Source organism: Phyllobacterium sp. 628, assembly GCF_014189505.1.
In the GTDB taxonomy this organism is placed as follows: domain Bacteria; phylum Pseudomonadota; class Alphaproteobacteria; order Rhizobiales; family Rhizobiaceae; genus Phyllobacterium.
Map to the genome: position 1 here is coordinate 3826240 of NZ_CP050301.1, position 18051 is coordinate 3844290.

General features: G+C 55.8%; 16 protein-coding genes and 2 pseudogenes. 5 read left to right on the forward strand and 13 right to left on the reverse strand.

The genetic code is table 11. The features are described from left to right. Nucleotides 1-91: 91 nt before the first annotated feature. Nucleotides 92-581: pseudogene (locus tag HB779_RS20355) on the forward strand (MaoC family dehydratase). Here HB779_RS20355 and HB779_RS20360 read toward each other — a convergent pair. The 5 genes and pseudogenes from HB779_RS20360 to HB779_RS20380 form a co-directional block, all read right to left on the reverse strand. Then, nucleotides 578-1757: pseudogene (locus HB779_RS20360) on the reverse strand (alpha/beta hydrolase). The pseudogenes HB779_RS20355 and HB779_RS20360 overlap by 4 nt on opposite strands. A 338-nt stretch (nucleotides 1758-2095) precedes the next feature. Continuing rightward, nucleotides 2096-2656 carry a sarcosine oxidase subunit gamma gene (locus tag HB779_RS20365; RefSeq protein WP_188344029.1) on the reverse strand — a complete coding sequence of 187 codons (561 nt, stop codon included), beginning with the start codon at nucleotides 2654-2656 and terminating at the stop codon, nucleotides 2096-2098. Next, nucleotides 2649-5660 (reverse strand): sarcosine oxidase subunit alpha, encoded by a 3012-nt coding sequence (locus HB779_RS20370; protein ID WP_188344030.1) that lies wholly within the window; start codon nucleotides 5658-5660, stop codon nucleotides 2649-2651. Before HB779_RS20370 ends, HB779_RS20365 begins: the two co-directional genes overlap by 8 nt. A gap of 4 nt (nucleotides 5661-5664) precedes the next feature. Continuing rightward, on the reverse strand, nucleotides 5665-6033 hold the full coding sequence (locus HB779_RS20375) for a sarcosine oxidase subunit delta (protein ID WP_188344031.1): 369 nt from the start codon (nucleotides 6031-6033) through the stop codon (nucleotides 5665-5667). 18 nt (nucleotides 6034-6051) lie between these two features. Then, nucleotides 6052-7305: a sarcosine oxidase subunit beta gene (locus HB779_RS20380; protein WP_188344032.1), complete on the reverse strand. Its 1254-nt coding sequence runs from the start codon at nucleotides 7303-7305 to the stop codon at nucleotides 6052-6054. A 408-nt stretch (nucleotides 7306-7713) separates the two neighbouring features. Here HB779_RS20380 and rpsU point away from each other — a divergent pair, with 408 nt between their 5' ends. The 3 genes from rpsU to HB779_RS20395 all read left to right on the forward strand — a co-directional run bounded on the left by rpsU (nucleotide 7714) and on the right by HB779_RS20395 (nucleotide 9539). Then, complete coding sequence (rpsU, locus tag HB779_RS20385) at nucleotides 7714-7965, forward strand: 30S ribosomal protein S21 (RefSeq protein ID WP_188344033.1); 252 nt, start codon at nucleotides 7714-7716, stop codon at nucleotides 7963-7965. Between the two features lie 114 nt (nucleotides 7966-8079). Further along, nucleotides 8080-8928: a tetratricopeptide repeat protein gene (locus HB779_RS20390; protein WP_244642719.1), complete on the forward strand. Its 849-nt coding sequence runs from the start codon at nucleotides 8080-8082 to the stop codon at nucleotides 8926-8928. An 11-nt stretch (nucleotides 8929-8939) separates the two neighbouring features. Then, nucleotides 8940-9539 carry an NAD(P)H-dependent oxidoreductase gene (locus tag HB779_RS20395; RefSeq protein ID WP_188344035.1) on the forward strand — a complete coding sequence of 200 codons (600 nt, stop codon included), beginning with the start codon at nucleotides 8940-8942 and terminating at the stop codon, nucleotides 9537-9539. Nucleotides 9540-9587: 48 nt separating this feature from the next. Here HB779_RS20395 and HB779_RS20400 read toward each other — a convergent pair whose 3' ends face one another. The 6 genes from HB779_RS20400 to HB779_RS20425 form a co-directional block, all read right to left on the reverse strand. After that, the gene (locus tag HB779_RS20400; protein ID WP_188344036.1) at nucleotides 9588-10988 is read right to left on the reverse strand and encodes an NAD(P)(+) transhydrogenase (Re/Si-specific) subunit beta; all 1401 of its coding nucleotides are present in this window, start codon (nucleotides 10986-10988) and stop codon (nucleotides 9588-9590) included. A gap of 10 nt (nucleotides 10989-10998) precedes the next feature. Further along, a complete protein-coding gene (locus tag HB779_RS20405; RefSeq protein WP_188344037.1) occupies nucleotides 10999-11409 on the reverse strand; it encodes an NAD(P) transhydrogenase subunit alpha in 411 nt (136 codons plus the stop codon). Next, nucleotides 11409-12743 (reverse strand): Re/Si-specific NAD(P)(+) transhydrogenase subunit alpha, encoded by a 1335-nt coding sequence (locus HB779_RS20410; protein WP_188344038.1) that lies wholly within the window; start codon nucleotides 12741-12743, stop codon nucleotides 11409-11411. The genes HB779_RS20405 and HB779_RS20410 overlap by 1 nt, the downstream gene beginning before the upstream one ends. 163 nt (nucleotides 12744-12906) lie before the next feature. Beyond that, on the reverse strand, nucleotides 12907-13128 hold the full coding sequence (locus HB779_RS20415) for an aa3-type cytochrome c oxidase subunit IV (protein ID WP_188344039.1): 222 nt from the start codon (nucleotides 13126-13128) through the stop codon (nucleotides 12907-12909). A gap of 146 nt (nucleotides 13129-13274) precedes the next feature. Then, a complete protein-coding gene (locus HB779_RS20420) occupies nucleotides 13275-13421 on the reverse strand; it encodes a DUF3096 domain-containing protein (RefSeq protein WP_091878304.1) in 147 nt (48 codons plus the stop codon). 120 nt (nucleotides 13422-13541) lie between these two features. Continuing rightward, the gene (locus HB779_RS20425) at nucleotides 13542-15848 is read right to left on the reverse strand and encodes a bifunctional diguanylate cyclase/phosphodiesterase (protein ID WP_188344040.1); all 2307 of its coding nucleotides are present in this window, start codon (nucleotides 15846-15848) and stop codon (nucleotides 13542-13544) included. Between the two features lie 343 nt (nucleotides 15849-16191). Here HB779_RS20425 and HB779_RS20430 point away from each other — a divergent pair. Further along, a protein-coding gene (locus HB779_RS20430) for an IS5 family transposase (RefSeq protein ID WP_371823908.1) occupies nucleotides 16192-16958 on the forward strand; the annotation gives its coding sequence in 2 pieces (ribosomal slippage) (nucleotides 16192-16513 and nucleotides 16513-16958; 768 coding nt in all). On the opposite strand, the gene HB779_RS20435 is transcribed toward HB779_RS20430, so the two are convergent. Together HB779_RS20435 and HB779_RS20440 are read right to left on the reverse strand one after the other, a co-directional pair. Beyond that, a complete protein-coding gene (locus tag HB779_RS20435) occupies nucleotides 16945-17415 on the reverse strand; it encodes a hypothetical protein (protein ID WP_188344041.1) in 471 nt (156 codons plus the stop codon). The two genes, HB779_RS20430 and HB779_RS20435, sit on opposite strands and share 14 nt — an antisense overlap. After that, entirely contained in the window at nucleotides 17408-18016 is a 609-nt protein-coding gene (locus HB779_RS20440) for a CGNR zinc finger domain-containing protein (protein WP_188344042.1), read from the reverse strand. The genes HB779_RS20435 and HB779_RS20440 overlap by 8 nt, the downstream gene beginning before the upstream one ends. Nucleotides 18017-18051 lie beyond the last annotated feature (35 nt).

Genomic DNA, 18051 nt, shown 5'->3' on the forward strand with positions numbered 1-18051 from the left:
TGGCCGCGCAAGGGATGACATTTGCTTCACAACAGTCTATCGACAGCACAAATCGATGATCTGCGCGCAGCACCCGGAAAGCTTACACATCATGAAGAAAGCGGTCACGCTTAAGGAATTGAAGGCGGCCATTGGTACGGAAGTTGGCTGTTCGGAATGGCGTGTGGTCAGCCAGGACATGATCAACAAATTTGCCGACGCCACCGACGATCACCAGTTCATTCATACCGACCCGGAGCGGGCAGCCGAAACGCCTTTCGGCGGCACCATCGCGCACGGCTTTCTGACAATTTCACTGCTTTCCACGCTTGCCTACGAAGCGCTGCCGATGATCGAAGGCGCGACGATGGGCATCAATTACGGGTTTGACAAAGTTCGCTTCATGGCGCCGGTCAAGTCAGGCAAGCGTGTGCGCGCGCGATTCAAGCTGATTGACGCGGATATCCGCCCCTCAGGCCGGGTGATCAACAACCATGAAGTGACGCTGGAGATCGAAGATTCTGATCAAGCCTGCGCTGGTAGCCAACTGGCTGACAATTGCTGTGCTGGAACATCCACCCGAGATGGACGATCTCGCTTAAGCGGCCGCAGCGATCCGCCCAGCCTCATCCAGAGGCGCCGGGCTTTCGCTCAGCGCAAGGTCGCGGAACGCAAATGGCCCCTGCACAAACATACCCATATCGTAGGGGTTGCGGATTTGCGCGCCCTTCAGAAACAATAGGTGCATCTTGAAGAAGTTCTTCCGCGCCCGGGCGTAGCGCTTGGCACTGTGAATATGTTTGAAGCGAATGCGTCGGATAATGGGATCGTTGCGCGGAACAATGCCAAGAGCCGTTGCCGGATTCTGATTTGTAGAAATGCACGATGTCCGCAATCGTCTGGAATTCAGTCCAGAGAACCGGCGTTTCCTGTAGGACGACCCGCACATCTTCACGCAACTGTGCCGCGCGCGGATGAAAAGCGATCATCAGCAGGCAAGAACCGGTCGCCATGAGCGATATTGGCCGGCGTTTCATCAGCTGTGGCTCGCTGCGCCAGACGTCGGCAATCGCTTCCACGGCTGGAACCGTGCCTAGGCTATGCCCGATAATCAGGACTTCATCCGCATCGCTCTCGCGCAATTTGCGAGCCAGATGTGCAGCAAACGCTGCACGGCGCTCCAGCAATGCCGCATTGCGCCGATAGATCCGGTCCGATGCCGCGGCCCAGTCATCGAGAAGATAGGACAGGAAAACTTTTTGACCCGGCCAGCGGATCAGTAACCGGGCAACGGCAAGCGCCAGCGGCACAGTCCAGAGCAAATGATATGCGCTGAAGCCGCCCCAAAGCGGACCAAGGCCAATGCCGAGCCCGACCAGCGAAATAAAACAGGCCAGCACAAACGGCCACATGAAAAAGATGCAAAAACGCCAGCTGGTGCGAAGGTATCGCCAGAACGTGCCGGTGAGCAGAATATCGAGGAACGCCATCATCCCGGTGGCAAAGCGTGTCACGACATTGCGGGAGGAATAAACGTCGAACAGATCCGCTGTGCCATATTGGCAGAATTCGGTCTCTACGGCCCAGTCAGAACCGGATGTTTCCAAATGCATGGAGGCAATGTTCGGGCCCTCCGGCAACATCGGTCCTGCTTTGGTCTTGGCATGCCAGAGGCTGTTGAAGTCAGCGGCAGAGTTCAGATAGCGCCCGCGCACGGCATCCGGATGCAATCCTTCATAGCCGGTGAAATTGATAACAAGGCGCTTTTTGACAGCCATAAAATATACTCGCGGCGAGACCACGCGAATCGAGAGTCCCCGCATTCTCATTATGGCAAAGCACGGCACAATTGTGTTCGATTGGTTCAACAGGCCACAATCTGCACACTATTAATTACGTGGAGCTGTCAAAGATCATAAGGCAGACGGAAAAATGGCCATTGCATATCTGCTGCAAAGCTATTGTGCGTGGTTCGACAAGTTCACCATGAGGGAATGGGATGGGCTGCAAAATTAATCGAGACCGTTGCAGGATATAGCACCCTGCAATCCACACTCTCCCTCATGGTGAGCTTGTCGAACCACGCACAATGGTACTGCCAGTCAAATATCGACGGTTAGACAGCAACATCCCGGGCGGATTCCTGCAGAAAACTGTAGGCATATCCAGAGAATGAACGCCAGCATTCCACCCGGAATGCATCTTCTGCGGTCCGCAGCAGCACAATCTCGATCTTGCCGAGAACCGTACGCGAGGCAGCGCCGACCGGAAACGCTTTCAGCGACAAATCCTGCGGGCAACCGCCATTGACGACCGCGTCCGCATTTTTACCGGTAACGAGAATCCCGACATTGCGGTGTGATACATCCACGGCGGAATGCAGCACTTTCACTTTGGCAAGGTCGGCAACAATCGTGCTGCCTTCCGCATCAATGATCAGCCATTCATCCGGGCCGATCCACATGGCGGTACGGTCGCCCTTTGTCGCTGTGGATTTCGGCTTGGTTGGCAGCGTCAAGCCCAGCGCCTTTGAAAGCGCTGCCAATGCATCGGGCCGCGCCCGCAGCGATACGCGCGTCGCATTGTCAGCGAGCGTGACCGGTACGGACCCGACACCGGCATAGCCCGTCTGCAACGGATGGGCGCGGGTTGCGGATGTTTGTGCGAGATCAACCATTCAAACGTTCTCCCTTGTCGTCGAAGAACACCGTTCCGGTTACTTCCACTTCAATCACTCCATTCGGCATCGGCACGTACAGTGTCTCACCAAGCCGCTTCGTTCCGTCAATCACCACAGCCATGGCAATCGACCGGCCGCAATTCTCCGACCAGTATGACGAGGTCACATGGCCGATCATGGTCATCGGCACCGGCTGGTTGGGGTTGGCAACGATCTGGGCGCCCTCTTCCAGCACAACATTGGCGTCCTTGGTCTTGAGGCCAACCAGTTGCTTGCGCCCGTCCGCCACCAGATCGCGGCGCAGCAGGCCGCGAATACCGACGAAATCCGTCTTGTTCTTGCCAATGGCCCAGGTCAGCCCGGCATCATGCGGCGTGACCGTACCATCCGTATCCTGACCAACGATGATGTAACCCTTTTCGGCACGCAGGACGTGCATGGTTTCGGTACCGTATGGCGTCAGACCCAACGGTTTGCCGCTTTCATAAACAGCTTCCCATACGGCCTGACCATAATCGGCCGGAACATTGATTTCGTAGCCCGCTTCACCTGTAAAGGACATGCGGAACAGCCGAGTCGGAACACCGCAAATCTTGCCCTCACGCACGCTCATATGCGGCATGGCCTCATTGGAAAGATCGATACCCTCCACCAGAGGTGCGATAATCTCGCGGGCCTTCGGACCCTGCACAGCGATCACCGCCCACTGTTCGGTGGTCGATGTTAGCCAGACATCGAGATGCGGGAATTCGGTCTGCAGATAATCTTCCATATGGTGCATGACACGCGGCGCACCGCCGGTCGTGGTCGTTACATGGAAACGGTCCTCAGCCAACCGGCCAACAACACCATCATCGTAGATGAAACCATCTTCGCGCAGCATGATACCGTAGCGCAGACGGCCGACCCCGAGCTTTTCCCATGGATTGGTATAGAGCAATTCGAGGAATTTCGCGGCATCCGGCCCGACAACTTCAATCTTGCCGAGGGTGGAAGCATCGAAAATACCGGCCTGATTGCGCACGGCCACGCATTCGCGGTTCACCGCCGCATGCATATCTTCACCCGCCTGCGGGTAGTACCAGGCGCGCTTCCACTGACCGACATCTTCAAAGGCTGCGCCCTGCGCCGCATGCCATGCATGCATCGGCGTGCGCCGCGTTGGATCGAACAGGTCATGCCGTGCGTGATTGACGATGGCACCGAAGGTTACCGGTGTGAACGGCGCGCGGAACGTTGTCAGGCCAACAGCCGGGATGGGCCGGTTGAGCGCTTCGGCGGCAATGGCCAACCCGTGCAGATTGGACGTTTTACCCTGATCCGTCGCCATACCGTTGGTGGTAAAGCGCTTGACGTGCTCGATGGAATGCATGCCTTCGCGCACCGCAAGGCGCACGTCCTTGGCCGTTACATCGTTCTGGAAATCGACAAAGGCCTTCACGGTCGTGTCCGCACCGGCGCCCGGCGCCGAGCCGATCATACCGATGATCCAGTCCGTACCCCCGGTTGCCTTGATTGCCTTTACTTTGCCCTTCGTGGCAAACCCGGTCTCGGCCGCAGATTTGCTGCCCGCAGCCGTTGCTTCATCGATTGCTTCCTGCAATCCGTCGCTACCGTTGCAGGCACCGACCGAGACGCAATCCTGCGCGTAGGTGCCGGGCAGGAAACGCTCGTTGGCGGCATCCCAGGCTACCTTGCCGCGCGACTGCGAGAACAGATGCACCGAGGGTGTCCAGCCTGCGGACATGATCAGCGCATCGACCACGACCTTGCGTTCGTTACCGCCATTGTTCGGGCGGATCGAGATGGACGAAACCCGGCGCTTGCCGCCTGCACTGAAAACAGCGTGGCCGGTCAGAACATCAATACCGAGCGAGCGGGCTTCTTCGATGATCGAGGAAGACGGGTTGTCACGCGTATCAACGATGACAGGCACATCGATACCGGCGCGCTTCAGATCAATTGCCGCCGCATAGGCAGAATCATTGGCGGTATAAACGCCGACCTTGCGGCCGACAGCAACGCCGTATTGGTTGAGGTACGTCCGAGCAGCTGATGCCAGCAGAATGCCCGGCCGATCATTATTGGCAAACACCATGTGCCGTTCGATTGCGCCGGTTGCCAGAATAACCTTCCTGGCGCGGACCTGCCATAGCCGTTCGCGCGGCAAATCTGAACCCGGATTGCTGAGGTGATCGCTGATACGCTCGACGAGGCCGACAAAGTTTTGGGCATAGTAACCGAAGGCTGTCGTGCGGGTGAGAACCGTAACATTGTCCATGCCGCGCAAAGCGGCCAATGTTTCCGTCGCCCAGTCGTAGCCGGGCTTGCCGTCGACTGTAACGTCGGCTTCATAACGCAAAGCGCCACCAGCTTTCGGCTGTTCGTCGCACAGGATGACCTTGGCGCCGGTTTGCGCCGCGCTCAATGCGGCGGCCAGACCAGCAGCGCCGCCACCGACAACCAGCACATCACAATGGGTAAACCGGTTGGAGTAGCGGTCCGTATCGGCTTCACCCGGCACCACACCAAGACCAGCGGCGGCGCGAATTTTCGGCTCGTAGATCGATTTCCACGCGAATTTCGGCCACATGAATGTCTTGTAGTAGAAACCGGCAGGCAGCATCGGCGAGAAGACATCATTGACGGCACCAATGTCGAACGTCAGCGATGGCCAGCGGTTCTGCGACTTGACCTTCAGACCGTCATAGATCTCCTGCACGGTCGCCCGCACATTTGGCTGCTGGCGCGACTTGTCGCGTTCAATATCGACCAGCGCATTCGGCTCTTCACTACCGGCGGAAAGAATGCCGCGCGGACGGTGATATTTGAACGAACGGCCCACGAGATGAATGCCATTGGCGAGCAATGCCGACGCCAGCGTATCGCCCTCGAGCCCTGTCAGGCTTTGCCCGTCAAAGGTAAAGCGGACAGTTTTTGCCGGGGTCAGCCGGCCAATGCCAGCGATGCGGTTGCTTCCGGAATGGGATGTGGTGCTCATGATCTTACAGCTCCCCTTTCTTGGCGCGGGGGGCGCGTTTCTTTGCAGGTTCAACAGAGACTTCGGCCGGAGCAGCATCCGGGTTAAGCAGCGCTGCAACATCCGGGCGCGGTTCGCCTGCTTTATAAACAGTCAGAAACTTGTCCGAGACGGAATCGCGCACTGCGTTGAAGAAACGTCCGCAACCATGAATGTGCCGCCAGCGCTCAAACTGCAGTCCCTTCGGGTTCTGGCGGAAATACAGGAAAGCCGCAAAGTCGTCATCCGACTGTTCCGAAATAGCCGGGGAACGCACGAGATGCGCTTCACCCGCATTGCGGAACTCCAGTTCCGGGCGCTCTTCTTCGCAGTAAGGGCATTTGATAAGAAGCATTGTTTCGTTTCCTAAATATCAGTGCGCAACAGCAGCAGCGGCAGCTTCATCGATCAGGCGGCCGGTGGTAAAGCGCTCGAGCGTGAACGGCGCATTGATCCGGTGCGGCTCATCGCGGGCAATCGTATGGGCGAACACATTGCCGGAGCCGGGCGTTGCCTTGAAACCACCGGTTCCCCAGCCACAATTGACATAAAGGCCCGGTACCGGTGTTTTCGCGAGAATCGGCGAGCGATCCGGGGTGACGTCGACAATACCGCCCCACGAGCGCAGCATTTTCAGGCGCGTCAGCACCGGGAACATTTCACAGATCGCATCCAGCGTGTGGTTGATAATGTGCAGACCGCCGGTTTGCGAATAGGACGTGTACTGATCCGTCCCCGCACCGATGACCATTTCACCCTTGTCAGACTGGGAAATATAAGCGTGCACAGTGTTCGACATGATGACGCAGGGAATGAGCGGCTTGACCGGTTCCGACACCAGCGCCTGCAGCGGATAGCTTTCGAGCGGCATGCGCACGCCAGCCATATTCATGATGACCGAGGTATGACCGGCAGCAACGATGCCGACCTTCTTGGCATTGATCGGACCGCGATTGGTGTCAACGCCGAGAACCGCACCATTGGGCGCACGGCGAACGCCCGTCACTTCACAGTTCTGGATAATGTGGACGCCACGGTCGGCGGCAGCGCGGGCATAACCCCAGGCGACGGCATCGTGACGGGCTGTGCCGCCGCGCCGCTGCAAGGCCGCACCGATAATCGGATAGCGTGCATCAGCGGACAGATTGATCGGCGGACAGAATTCCTTGACCTGTTCCGGTGTCAGCCATTCATTGTCGATGCCGTTCAGCCGGTTGGCATGAATATGGCGCTTGAACACCTGCACATCGTGGATATTGTGCGCCAGCATCATGACGCCGCGCGCGGAATACATGACGTTGTAGTTCAGATCCTGGCTGAGACCTTCCCACAATTTGACGGCGTGCTCGTAAATGCCGGCCGATTCGTCATAGAGATAGTTGGAACGGATAATCGTGGTGTTGCGGCCGGTATTGCCGCCGCCCAGCCAGCCCTTTTCCAGAACAGCCACATTGGTAATGCCATGTTCCTTGGCGAGGTAATAGGCTGTAGCCAGTCCGTGTCCACCAGCGCCAACAATGATGACGTCATATTCTGACTTGGGTTCGGGCGATGTCCATTGCTGATCCCATCCCTTGTGGGCGCGCAATGCCTCGCGGGCCAGAGCAAACACTGAATATTTCCGCATCATTCAATCCTTTGCAGAGCGTTTGGTCCTTAATGCTGACCTTGGCAGAGCGATTTGTTCCGACGATTTTCGAGAGCTTGACCCTGTCCTGAAATCGACATCGATTTTGCGGGCGCAGGATCGCGCTTTTATGCATCAGTAACGCATCCGCTCAAAGGTCTTTTGCCATTTTGCGACGGAGATTGGCGTTCCATGCCGGATATTCTAAAATTGCGGCAGGCGTATTGCGTCGCGCTAAAAGAATATCGGCGCTTTTAAAAGCTTCGCCATGGACATTCCATTGCCATTCTGATAATGGGCACACCAGTTTGCGATGGATGACCGTCGCGAAGTCTGGGTTGCTGTCCGACTGACCAGGATGGAACAGAGTTCAGGCTCAACGAAATTCTAAGAGATACAGGATAAAACGTGCAGGTACTCGTACGCGAAAATAATGTTGATCAGGCTCTCCGCGTCCTCAAGAAGAAGATGCAGCGCGAAGGCATGTTCCGCGAAATGAAGATGCATGATCACTACGAGAAGCCTTCGATCAAGCGCGCCCGCCAGAAGGCAGAAGCCATCAGCCGCGCTCGCAAGCTTGCCCGCAAGCAGGCACAGCGCGAAGGTCTTCTGCCAATGCCAGTACGCAAGGCTCCGGCCCGTCCTGCTGCGGCTCGTTGATCAGCAATTTATTAACGCCTTGACACAACAACGGGGTGGAGTGGCTTGCGTCACGCCGCCCTTTTTGTGCTTTCGGTTGAACGGGATATTGACAGTATGACACATTCTTTTGAAATGGTTTCGTATCGCGACCCGCAATCGACATTCAAGACGCTGCGCACCGCCGGATTGGTGATCGCTTCGGTCCTCACGCTGGCCCTTGCCGGATGCCAGACATCGACCACCGACATGACCGGTATCGACAAGGCCCAGGGCTCTTCCGAGAACATCAGTTCGCTCGACAACGTTATCCGCAACAACCCGCGCGATCCCGAAGCCTATAATGTGCGCGGTTCTGCCTTTGGCCGTGCTGGTCGCAACAGCGATGCGATCAAGGACTTCAACACGGCGTTGCAGCTCAATCCGAATTTCTATCAGGCCTATGCCAACCGTGCGCTGGTCTACCGCAACATGGGCAACAATCCTCAAGCCCTGTCGGACTACAGCAAAGCCATCCAGATCAATGGGCAGTATGACGCTGCCTATATTGGCCGCGGCAACATGTATCGTCTTGCCGGACAGCTGGATCAGGCGTTCAATGATTTCCAGCAGGCGATCCAGTTGAATACCACAGATCCGCGCGCCTATCACAATCGCGGTCTGATCTATCAGGCGCGTGGTCAGCACAAGCAGGCGATTGAAGATTTCTCCACGGCGATCTCGCTGCAGCCGGATGCGGCCGAGCCCTATAATGGCCGTGGCATTTCCTATGTGGCAATGGGCGACGATGACAACGCCTTTGACGATTTCAACAACGCCATCAAACTGGACGGCACGAAAGCCGAAGGCTGGGCCAATCAGGCTCTGATCTACGAACATCGCGGCGACAAGGCCCGCGCGGCCAAATCCTATTCCAAGGCTGCACAGCTTGATCCAAAATATAAGCCAGCGCTGGACGGCCTCGCCCGCACCCGCGGCTCCTGATATCCCATCCAATGAAGCGGTTTCTCGTTGTTTCCGCTCATCCACTCAAAGACAGTCTTTGCGGTCATCTGACCGCACTGGTGACAGAGCAGATTGCCGCGTCACCCAACACGCTCCAGTTCTTTGATCTCTACCAGCGCGACTTTGATCCACGTCTCTCGCCCGAAGAGCGTCAGAGCTATTACGCCTCTGAGTATGCTGGCAGTGCTGTAGGCGAAGACGCGGTCGCATTGCAGGCGGCCGATGTGCTCATCCTCATCTTCCCGACATGGTGGTTTGGACTACCGGCAATCCTCAAAGGCTGGATCGACCGGGTCTTTGTTCCGGGCACGGCGTATGATCACGCTCCTGATTTTGGCCGGATGCTTCCGCGCCTTAACAACATGAAGAACTGCATAGTCGTCACCACGCTTGGCTCGCCCTGGTGGATTGACCGGCTTGTTATGCTTCGTCCCGTGCGCCGTATTCTCAAAACAGCTGTCATCGGAACCTGCGCACCCAAGGCGCGCTTTACCATGCTGTCCCTTTATAATTGCGAGAGCCTATCCCCCGTCCGACTGGCGGTCTTTGAACAGAGGATCGGGCAAGCAATCCAGCAAACCCTGCAATAAAAAACCCGCCAATCCGGCGGGTTTTTATTTGTCACGATGGCGGCAGGATCAGTGATCCAGTGCCTTGACGATGTTCTCGACCATCTTCTTGGCATCGGCAAACAGCATCATCGTGTTGTCGCGGAAGAACAGTTCGTTCTCGACACCGGCATAGCCGGAACCCATGCCGCGCTTGATGAACAGAACCGTCCCGGCCTTGTCGACATCAAGGATCGGCATGCCGAAGATCGGCGATTTCGGATCTGTCTTCGCGGCCGGGTTGGTCACGTCATTGGCACCGATAACGAAAGCCACATCAGCCTGCGCAAACTCGGAATTGATATCTTCGAGTTCGAACACTTCGTCGTAAGGCACATTGGCTTCGGCCAGAAGCACGTTCATATGGCCGGGCATACGGCCAGCGACCGGATGAATGGCATATTTCACTTCAACACCTTCAGCCTTGAGCTTGTCGGCCATTTCACGCAAGGCGTGCTGGGCCTGCGCCACTGCCATGCCATAACCCGGCACGATGATGACCTTGGACGCGTTCTTCATGATGAAGGCCGCATCGTCTGCAGAACCCTGCTTGACCGGACGCTGTTCGACTTCCCCAGCCGCAGCACCGCCGGTTTCACCGCCGAAGCCACCAAGAATAACCGAGATGAACGAACGGTTCATGCCCTTACACATGATGTAGGACAGGATCGCACCGGAGGAACCCACCAGCGCACCGGTGATGATCAGCGCCAGATTGCCCAGCGTGAAACCGATACCGGCCGCAGCCCAACCCGAATAGGAGTTCAGCATCGACACAACGACGGGCATGTCTGCGCCACCGATGGGAACAATGATCAGAACGCCAAGAGCCAGTGAAAGAAGAACGATCAACCAGAAAACAAAATGGCTTTCGCTCATCACCAGCGCCACAACCAGGGCAACGATGGCGATTGCCAGACCGGCATTGAGCACGTGACGGCCCGGCAGCATGATCGGCTTGCCGGACATGCGGCCATCGAGCTTCAGGAAGGCGATGATCGAGCCGGTGAAGGTGATCGCACCAATGGCGACGCCCAGCGACATTTCCACCAGCGCCTGCCCGTGAATGGAACCGACTTCACCGATCCCAAAGGAATTGGGCGAGTAGATTGCAGCGGCAGCCACCATGACGGCGGCAAGACCAACCAGCGAGTGGAAGGCCGCAACCAGCTGCGGCATCGCTGTCATGGCGATACGCCGGGCCGTATAGGCACCGACACCGCCGCCGATGGCGAGACCGATGACGATCAACCCGAGACCGCGAAAGCTTGGTTCAGCCAGGGTCAATGTGGTGATGATCGATATACCCATACCGATCATGCCGTAGAAATTACCCTGACGGCTGGTGGTTGGATGCGACAGGCCGCGCAGCGCCAGAATAAACAGGACGCCGGAGACGAGATAAAGAAAAGCTGCGAGATTTACGCTCATTGCTCAGGTCTCACTTTTCTTTTTTCTTGTACATGGCGAGCATGCGATGGGTCACAAGGAAGCCGCCAAAAATGTTGACGCTGGCAAGCACGAGGGCAATGAAGCCGAAGCCGGTAGCAAAACCGCTGGCTGACAGACCGACGGCAAGCAGGGCGCCAACCACGATGACTGAGGAAATGGCGTTGGTCACTGCCATAAGCGGCGTGTGCAGCGCCGGGGTCACCGACCAGACAACGTAATAGCCGACGAAGATCGACAGGACGAAGATCGCAAGGCGGAACACGAAAGGATCAACGGCACCACCGGTGACTGCATGGGCTGCAGCACCAGCCGCATCCGGCATGGTTTCTGCGGCCTGACGGACCATGTCTGCGGCCTGATTAAGACTTTCAAGCGCTTTTTCGAGTGCGGTATCAGCCATCATGCCTCTCCTTCAGCCGGGTTCGGGGCAGTCTTCTTGGGTGCAGCTTTTTTCGGGGCCGCTTTGGCGGGTGCAGCTTTCTTGGCTGCTGCCGGTTTGGCCTCCGCTTTGACTTCAGCCTTGGGGGCCTCTGTCTTTACGGTCGCTGCCTTCGCCGGTGCCGCTGCTTTTTTGGCTGCAGGCTTTGCCACAGGTGCGGTCGCCGTCGAAGCAAAATTCGGATGAATGACCTTGCCGTCATGGGTCAGCGCAGTGGCCTTGACCAGTTCATCTTCGAAGTTGAGTTTGATGGCTTTCGCATCCTTGTCGACCAGCGTCTCAACGAAAGCGAACAGGTTCTTGGCGTAAAGCTGCGACGCGGTAGCCGCGATACGGCCAGCCACATTGAGGTGGCCGACGATCTTCACACCATCAACATCCACGATCTTGCCTGCAACCGCGCCTTCGACATTGCCGCCGCGCTCAACCGCCAGATCAATGATCACCGAGCCTGGACGCATGCGGGAATACATTTCCCGCGTTACGAGCCTTGGTGCCGGACGTCCGGGAATAAGGGCCGTGGTAATGATGATATCCTGCTTGGCAATATGCTCTGCAACCAGCGCAGCCTGCTTGGCCTGATATTCCTTCGACATTTCCTTGGCATAACCGCCAGCGGTTTCAGCCGCCTTGAATTCTTCGTCTTCGACCGCAAGGAACTTGGCACCCAGCGAGGCGACCTGTTCCTTCACCGCGGGACGCACGTCCGTTGCCGTGACAACCGCGCCGAGACGGCGGGCCGTAGCAATCGCCTGCAGACCGGCAACACCAACACCCATGATGAAGACCTTGGCAGCGGGTACTGTACCGGCCGCTGTCATCATCATAGGCAGCGCGCGGTCATATTCTTCAGCCGCATCAACCACTGCCTGATAACCAGCAAGGTTGGCCTGGCTGGACAGCACGTCCATGACCTGCGCGCGGGTGATGCGCGGCATGAATTCCATGGTGAAGGCGGTGACACCGGCATCGGCCAATTCCTTGACGGCAGCATCATTGCCGTAGGGATCGAGCATCGCGATGACAACCGCACCTTTTTTATAGGATTTGAGCTCGGCAGACGACGGCCGCCGGACTTTCAAAACGACATCGGCGTTCTTGATATCGGCTGTTTTGCCGATCTTCGCGCCCGCCGCTTCAAATTCACGATCTGGAATGCGGGACAAAATACCCGCACCACCTTCAACAATCACTGAAAAACCGAGACCGATAAGTTTCTTGACGGTTTCCGCCGAACCGCCAACCCGCGACTCGTGAACGTCAGTCTCTTTCGGTATGAATAGTGTTTGAGCCAAGCCCCTCACCCCCAACATGTTGCCACTATACAGACAGTGGTCCGAAGACCAGCGCGCCTGTCCCGCCATGACGATTGGCAATCCTGAAGAAGGGTCCGCTCATAAAAGCGGTTTCTGCAGGATTATCCGCCCGGTATATGAACAACGCTGTGTGGAGCGCGTTTTAAAGAAGGAACCAGGCAGCCGCACAAATAACAATAAACAGAATGATAGCGGAGAAAAACCCGCCGGCGAAAAAGCCGAATGCCATTGCTGCAACCAAGGCTATGCAGATAATCGCGCCCCATTTCGACAGAGCGAGGAAAAGATTGTAGGTCCTTTCATGCTCATTGTAGTCCATAGGTGCGCCCAGTTCAGCCGGTGCAGTATCGTGATGTTCAGCCATCTTCAAACCTCATAAAGTCTTGGTCCCATTGGCAATAGCGAAAACCCTGCAACAGCGCAATGCGCAGATGGTCGCTGAAAAGCCCCTCGCCCGATAAAATTGGGCTCTATGCCAATTTTACCGATTGAACGATTCTCTGCCGTGCGTCAGCTGAGCAGATGCGGGAAAAGTCCGGTTACACCAATGATGATCAGGTACAGAGCAACCACGTAGTTGAGCAGGCGCGGCGCGATCAGAATAATGATCCCGGCGATCAAGGCTACGAGTGGCGCAATGGCGATTTGTGCAATCATGGCAGCTGTTCTTCCCTGTGAAACTCTGCTGTGTCAACGGCGCGAGTTTTCGATAAGAAACCGGGCACGTCAAGCGCGATAATCGATAAGATGGTGCGCAACTCTTTCAAGAGTTTCTGCTCAATTCATGCTGGCTCTTGAACTACCCTTCGGCTGCACCTGCAATTGCACCATCTCGATGTCAAAATTCTTTGCAATATTCTCGGCCGTCGTGGCAGCGCCATAGAGAAAGCCCTGCACATATTCGGCGCCGATCCAGCGGTTGATCAGGGCAAATTGCTCCCGTGTTTCCAATCCCTCAATTGTCACGGACAGGCCCAGCTCATGGGTCATCTGTACAATACCGCGCAGAAGCTTCAGCGAGCGGCCTTCCTCGGTAATATCCGTTATGAAGGAACGGTCGATCTTCACTTTGGTGACGGGCAAATCCTTGAGGTAACTCAGGCTTGAATAGCCAGTGCCAAAATCATCGATGGCAACCTGCAGGCCCATTTCTTTCAGACTTTCAAGAACGCCACCCGTCGCCTCGCGGTCCGTGATGATCGCCCCTTCAGTCACTTCAACTTCGATCATTTCCGGCTCGACATTGTAACGCTGCAGGGCAGAGCGGATAATATCAGCCATATCCATATTTTGCAGATCATGGGATGACAGGTTGATCGACACAGCAATGCGTGAACCCCATTGGCTGCAATCCCGGATGGATTGTTCGATAACGTTCCGGGTCAGATCAGAGATCAGGCCCATCTCTTCCGCCATGGGAATAAACTCGGCCGGCGAGATCGGGCCAAACTCCGGATGATTCCATCGCGACAGGGCTTCACAGGCGATCATGCGCAGGGTGCGGACATTGATGATCGGCTGGTACGCAACGGACAGGGTTCCGTCAGCAATTGCCCTGCGCAGATCGGCTTTCAAACGCTGTTTGCTGCGGAAGGAGTGATCCATCGTTTCGACAAAGACTGCCCAATGTTTCTGACTGTCCTTCTTGGCCACATCCAGCGCCAGATCCGCATTCATATGCATGACAGCGAGGTCGAAATCACCGGCTTGAACAATCACAACGCCGGAATGGGCACCTGTCAATATTTCATGGCCGGAAACATTATACTGGCCCGAAATCGCGCCCATGATCCGCTCGACATTCTTGAGCGCATCATCCCGCGTTGCTGCCGCGAACATAAGGACAAACTCGTCACTGCCAAAGCGCGAAATAACCGGATGCTTCATATCAATCGACGCCAGCCGGTCAGCGAAAGCCCGTAACAATTCATCGCCGATGCGGTGGCCAAACGTATCATTGGTGCGCTTCAGCCCGTCGACATCAACCACCATCAGCCCGATCTGCATGCCGGCATCAATACTGTCGGTATAGGTCTTGGCAATCTCTTCAAACTGGCTGCGATTGGGCAAACCGGTCAGGCTGTCATAACGCGCCATCTGATTGATCTGCGCTTCGGCCTCGGCCCGCCGGGTGACATCCTGAAAAATCAGCACCGTGCCGTGCTGCGGGTCGGGTGTTGCGGTAAACTCATAATGCCGTCTGGCAGGTGAGACAAACATGTCACGCTCTTTGCGGCCACTCAGAAGGTCGTCCATTTTCGCAGATAGGGAAGCGCGCGTTTCTTCCGGAAAATGCGTCCTTACCCGGGCAAGCCGCAGGAGGCTTTTCAGTGACCGGCCGTGAATTTGTTCGGGGTCGTCAAACCCCATCATTTTCGCAGCCTTCATATTGGCTACGGTGATGTTTTTATTCCGGTCAAACATCAGCAATCCCTGCGGCATGCCATTGAGGGCCGCATCGAAGTGACTGACCACCACACTCAACTGCTGTTTGCCCAGCAGTGCATCCCACAGCGATTGGCGCAATTTGGAAGCAATACGGATATTGCTCCAGAAATAGGGCAGGATCAGCAGCGCCAGAAGCCAGTTGTAAATACCGCCAAGCAGGACAAATGTGAGAAAAAGCGGCGCCAGAATGCCGGCCGACATGCCGATGATGACCGTTGGCGATACATAATTGCGGGTAACCAGCGCCACCATTGAGGCAACCACGATCGCAACGCTGGTAATAGCAGCAGACGTATCAGCAAACACATAAATGCTCACAAAACACAACAGACCGAGCAGAATGCATGTGCTCACTGCGCCGAAGAGATAACGCCATTCCCATTTGCGCAGATCAGCCATTGTCGCTGACGACAGGTCCTTCTGCTCAAAAGCATTGGCATTTGCCGTGCGGCCAAGAACAATCAGGAAGAACGCGACGGCAAATGCCACATAGATGGTCTGTTCTGTTTTGACGTAAATAACCAGCGTCGCGACAATCTGAATAACAGACGTCCACCATACAGCCTTTTTGTTCGCATAAAGGGTGCGCAGGAACAGGATTTCGAGAAAAATACTCTCGTTGCGTTCAATTTTCATCAAAATGTCCGTGAATAACTGTACCCATAATTGGATACGTTAACGAATACTTTCGAACAAACGCCAACGATACTCAGATTATGTATGAGGCATGCATTTAGAATATTTATTTGGGCTCGATGTCAAACTGATATTTATTAAACAGGAAACAGAATTACCAATTCCTAAAGGTCATGGCGCCCGGCAAAAGCAATATTTGCTACCAGTTAAGCGGGACAGGCCGTCGAGGGAGTATCGGATTTGCTTTTGTCAGGGTTAGGACGTGTTGACAAAGAGGGTTTTCAAATCACGTAGGTTTTGATTCAAGGTAGCTTTCACGGAGGTTATCTTGATCCGAGGTTTGATGAGCGATGAGGAATGGGCCTGCCTGGAACCATTTGTGATTGAACGAGGCGCTCGCAGTGGGCGACGACCAAGAGATCACCGGCTTGTTCTGGATGGGGTATTTTGGATCGCACGGACAGGTGTCGCTTGGCGCGACTTGCATGAACACTTTGGCAAATGGTCATCAGTTTACCGCCAGTTCCGGCGCTGGACACTGTCGGGCTTGTGGGATGTGCTGCTTGAGGCCTTTAACGAAAGTGGTGACGGTAATCCCAGCCTGCAAATGATCGACAGCACAATCATCCGGGCACATCATTGTTCAGCCGGCGCTAAAGGGGGACTCCGCGTCAGGGTCTTGGCCGCTCAAAAGGTGGCTTTACGACCAAAATCCATCTCCGTATCAATGCGATGGGCCTGCCCATAGCCTTCACACTGACTAGCGGAGAAGTCTCGGACTTCAAGGGATACATGCCCGTTATGGACGCCGACGGACCCGCGCCAAAGGTGCTACTGGCTGACAAGGGTTACGATGCCGATTTTATTCGTCAGGACATGGAAAAGCGCGGTGGTATCGCCTTGGTGCCGACCAAACGCAACAGGCTCGTCCAGCTTCCCATCGATACCGCTATCTATGCCCTGCGCAACATGGTCGAACGTTGCTTCAACAAGTTGAAAAACGCTCGAAGGCTTGCAACCCGATACGACAAAACCGCCGACAGTTATCTCGGCTTCGTCCACATCGTCTCAATCCGCCTGTGGATGCGCCACTTTGTCAACGCCTCCTAGGATCGTAAAATGGCCCGACAACCAGAGGCTTGTCAGGCATCACCGACTGGTCCGTATCCGATATCATCGTCCGTTCAATCGTCTGCAATTTCTTGCCGTTTGAATCTTCAAGCTGCATGGAAACTTTGTATTCGCGCCCAGCCTTTACACATTTGATTGGCGGGCTATCGACCGAAATCTTTTCCATCAGTGGCCAGATTGTCTGCCTGACAACCATAGGATCTCCACCTGCAGGATTCTCAAAATGTGTCTCAAGGACAGAGCCCTCGGGCAAGGGCCGCGTCTTGGTCAAAGTTAAATGATAGGTGGCTTCTGCAATCCGATAGTTGAAGACAAAAATTTTGCCCGCAACGGCCAGATAGTCCCCCTCACCCGCGTCCCGGCAAGCGCCCAAAACCAGGGCTCCGACGAGAACTGACAGCAGCAGAATTGGGTGCGCACGTTTTGCTCTAAACATTGCCATGTCCCGGTTGATCTTTGTTGCGGCGATAGTGCCGTTGGGCCTTGGCCCGATTTCCACAAACCGTCATGTCGCACCAGCGCCGGCTGCGATTGCGGCTTTCATCGAAGTAGAGCCAGTGACAATTCGGGCAAATCTTGATCCGCTCCAGCCGTTGGGGTTCGAGCAATCTTAACCCCGACAGAAATGCTGCGGTGCCGAGCGACAGGGACCGCCCCGCGTCAACGGGGTTGGGCAATGTCAGATCCTGCGTACCCGGCTCATCGCAAACGAGTGTTGATCCAAGCTGCAAAAACCTTGTCATGTTTTCCGGCTTCAGCCCGCCGCCACGCACGGCCGTGCGAAACAGCGTGTTGATTGCCTCGCGCGCATCCATCAACTTGCTGATATCCGGTTGCCGAACTGGCGCATGGAACTGGGCTTCACCCCATTCACCTTTACGAAAATGTGCGGCGGCAACGGCAAAGCGCTGCAACTCGGACAAATCGGCAAACCGGTCTTCTGCGCGATCAGGCGTTTCCCGGAAAATGACGGTATTGGCGAGATCAAGCGCCAGCACGCCACCACTGAATCGATGAGCATTCCAATCAAAGGTCATGTGAAAATTCTAACTGGTAAAATCAATTTTGCAAG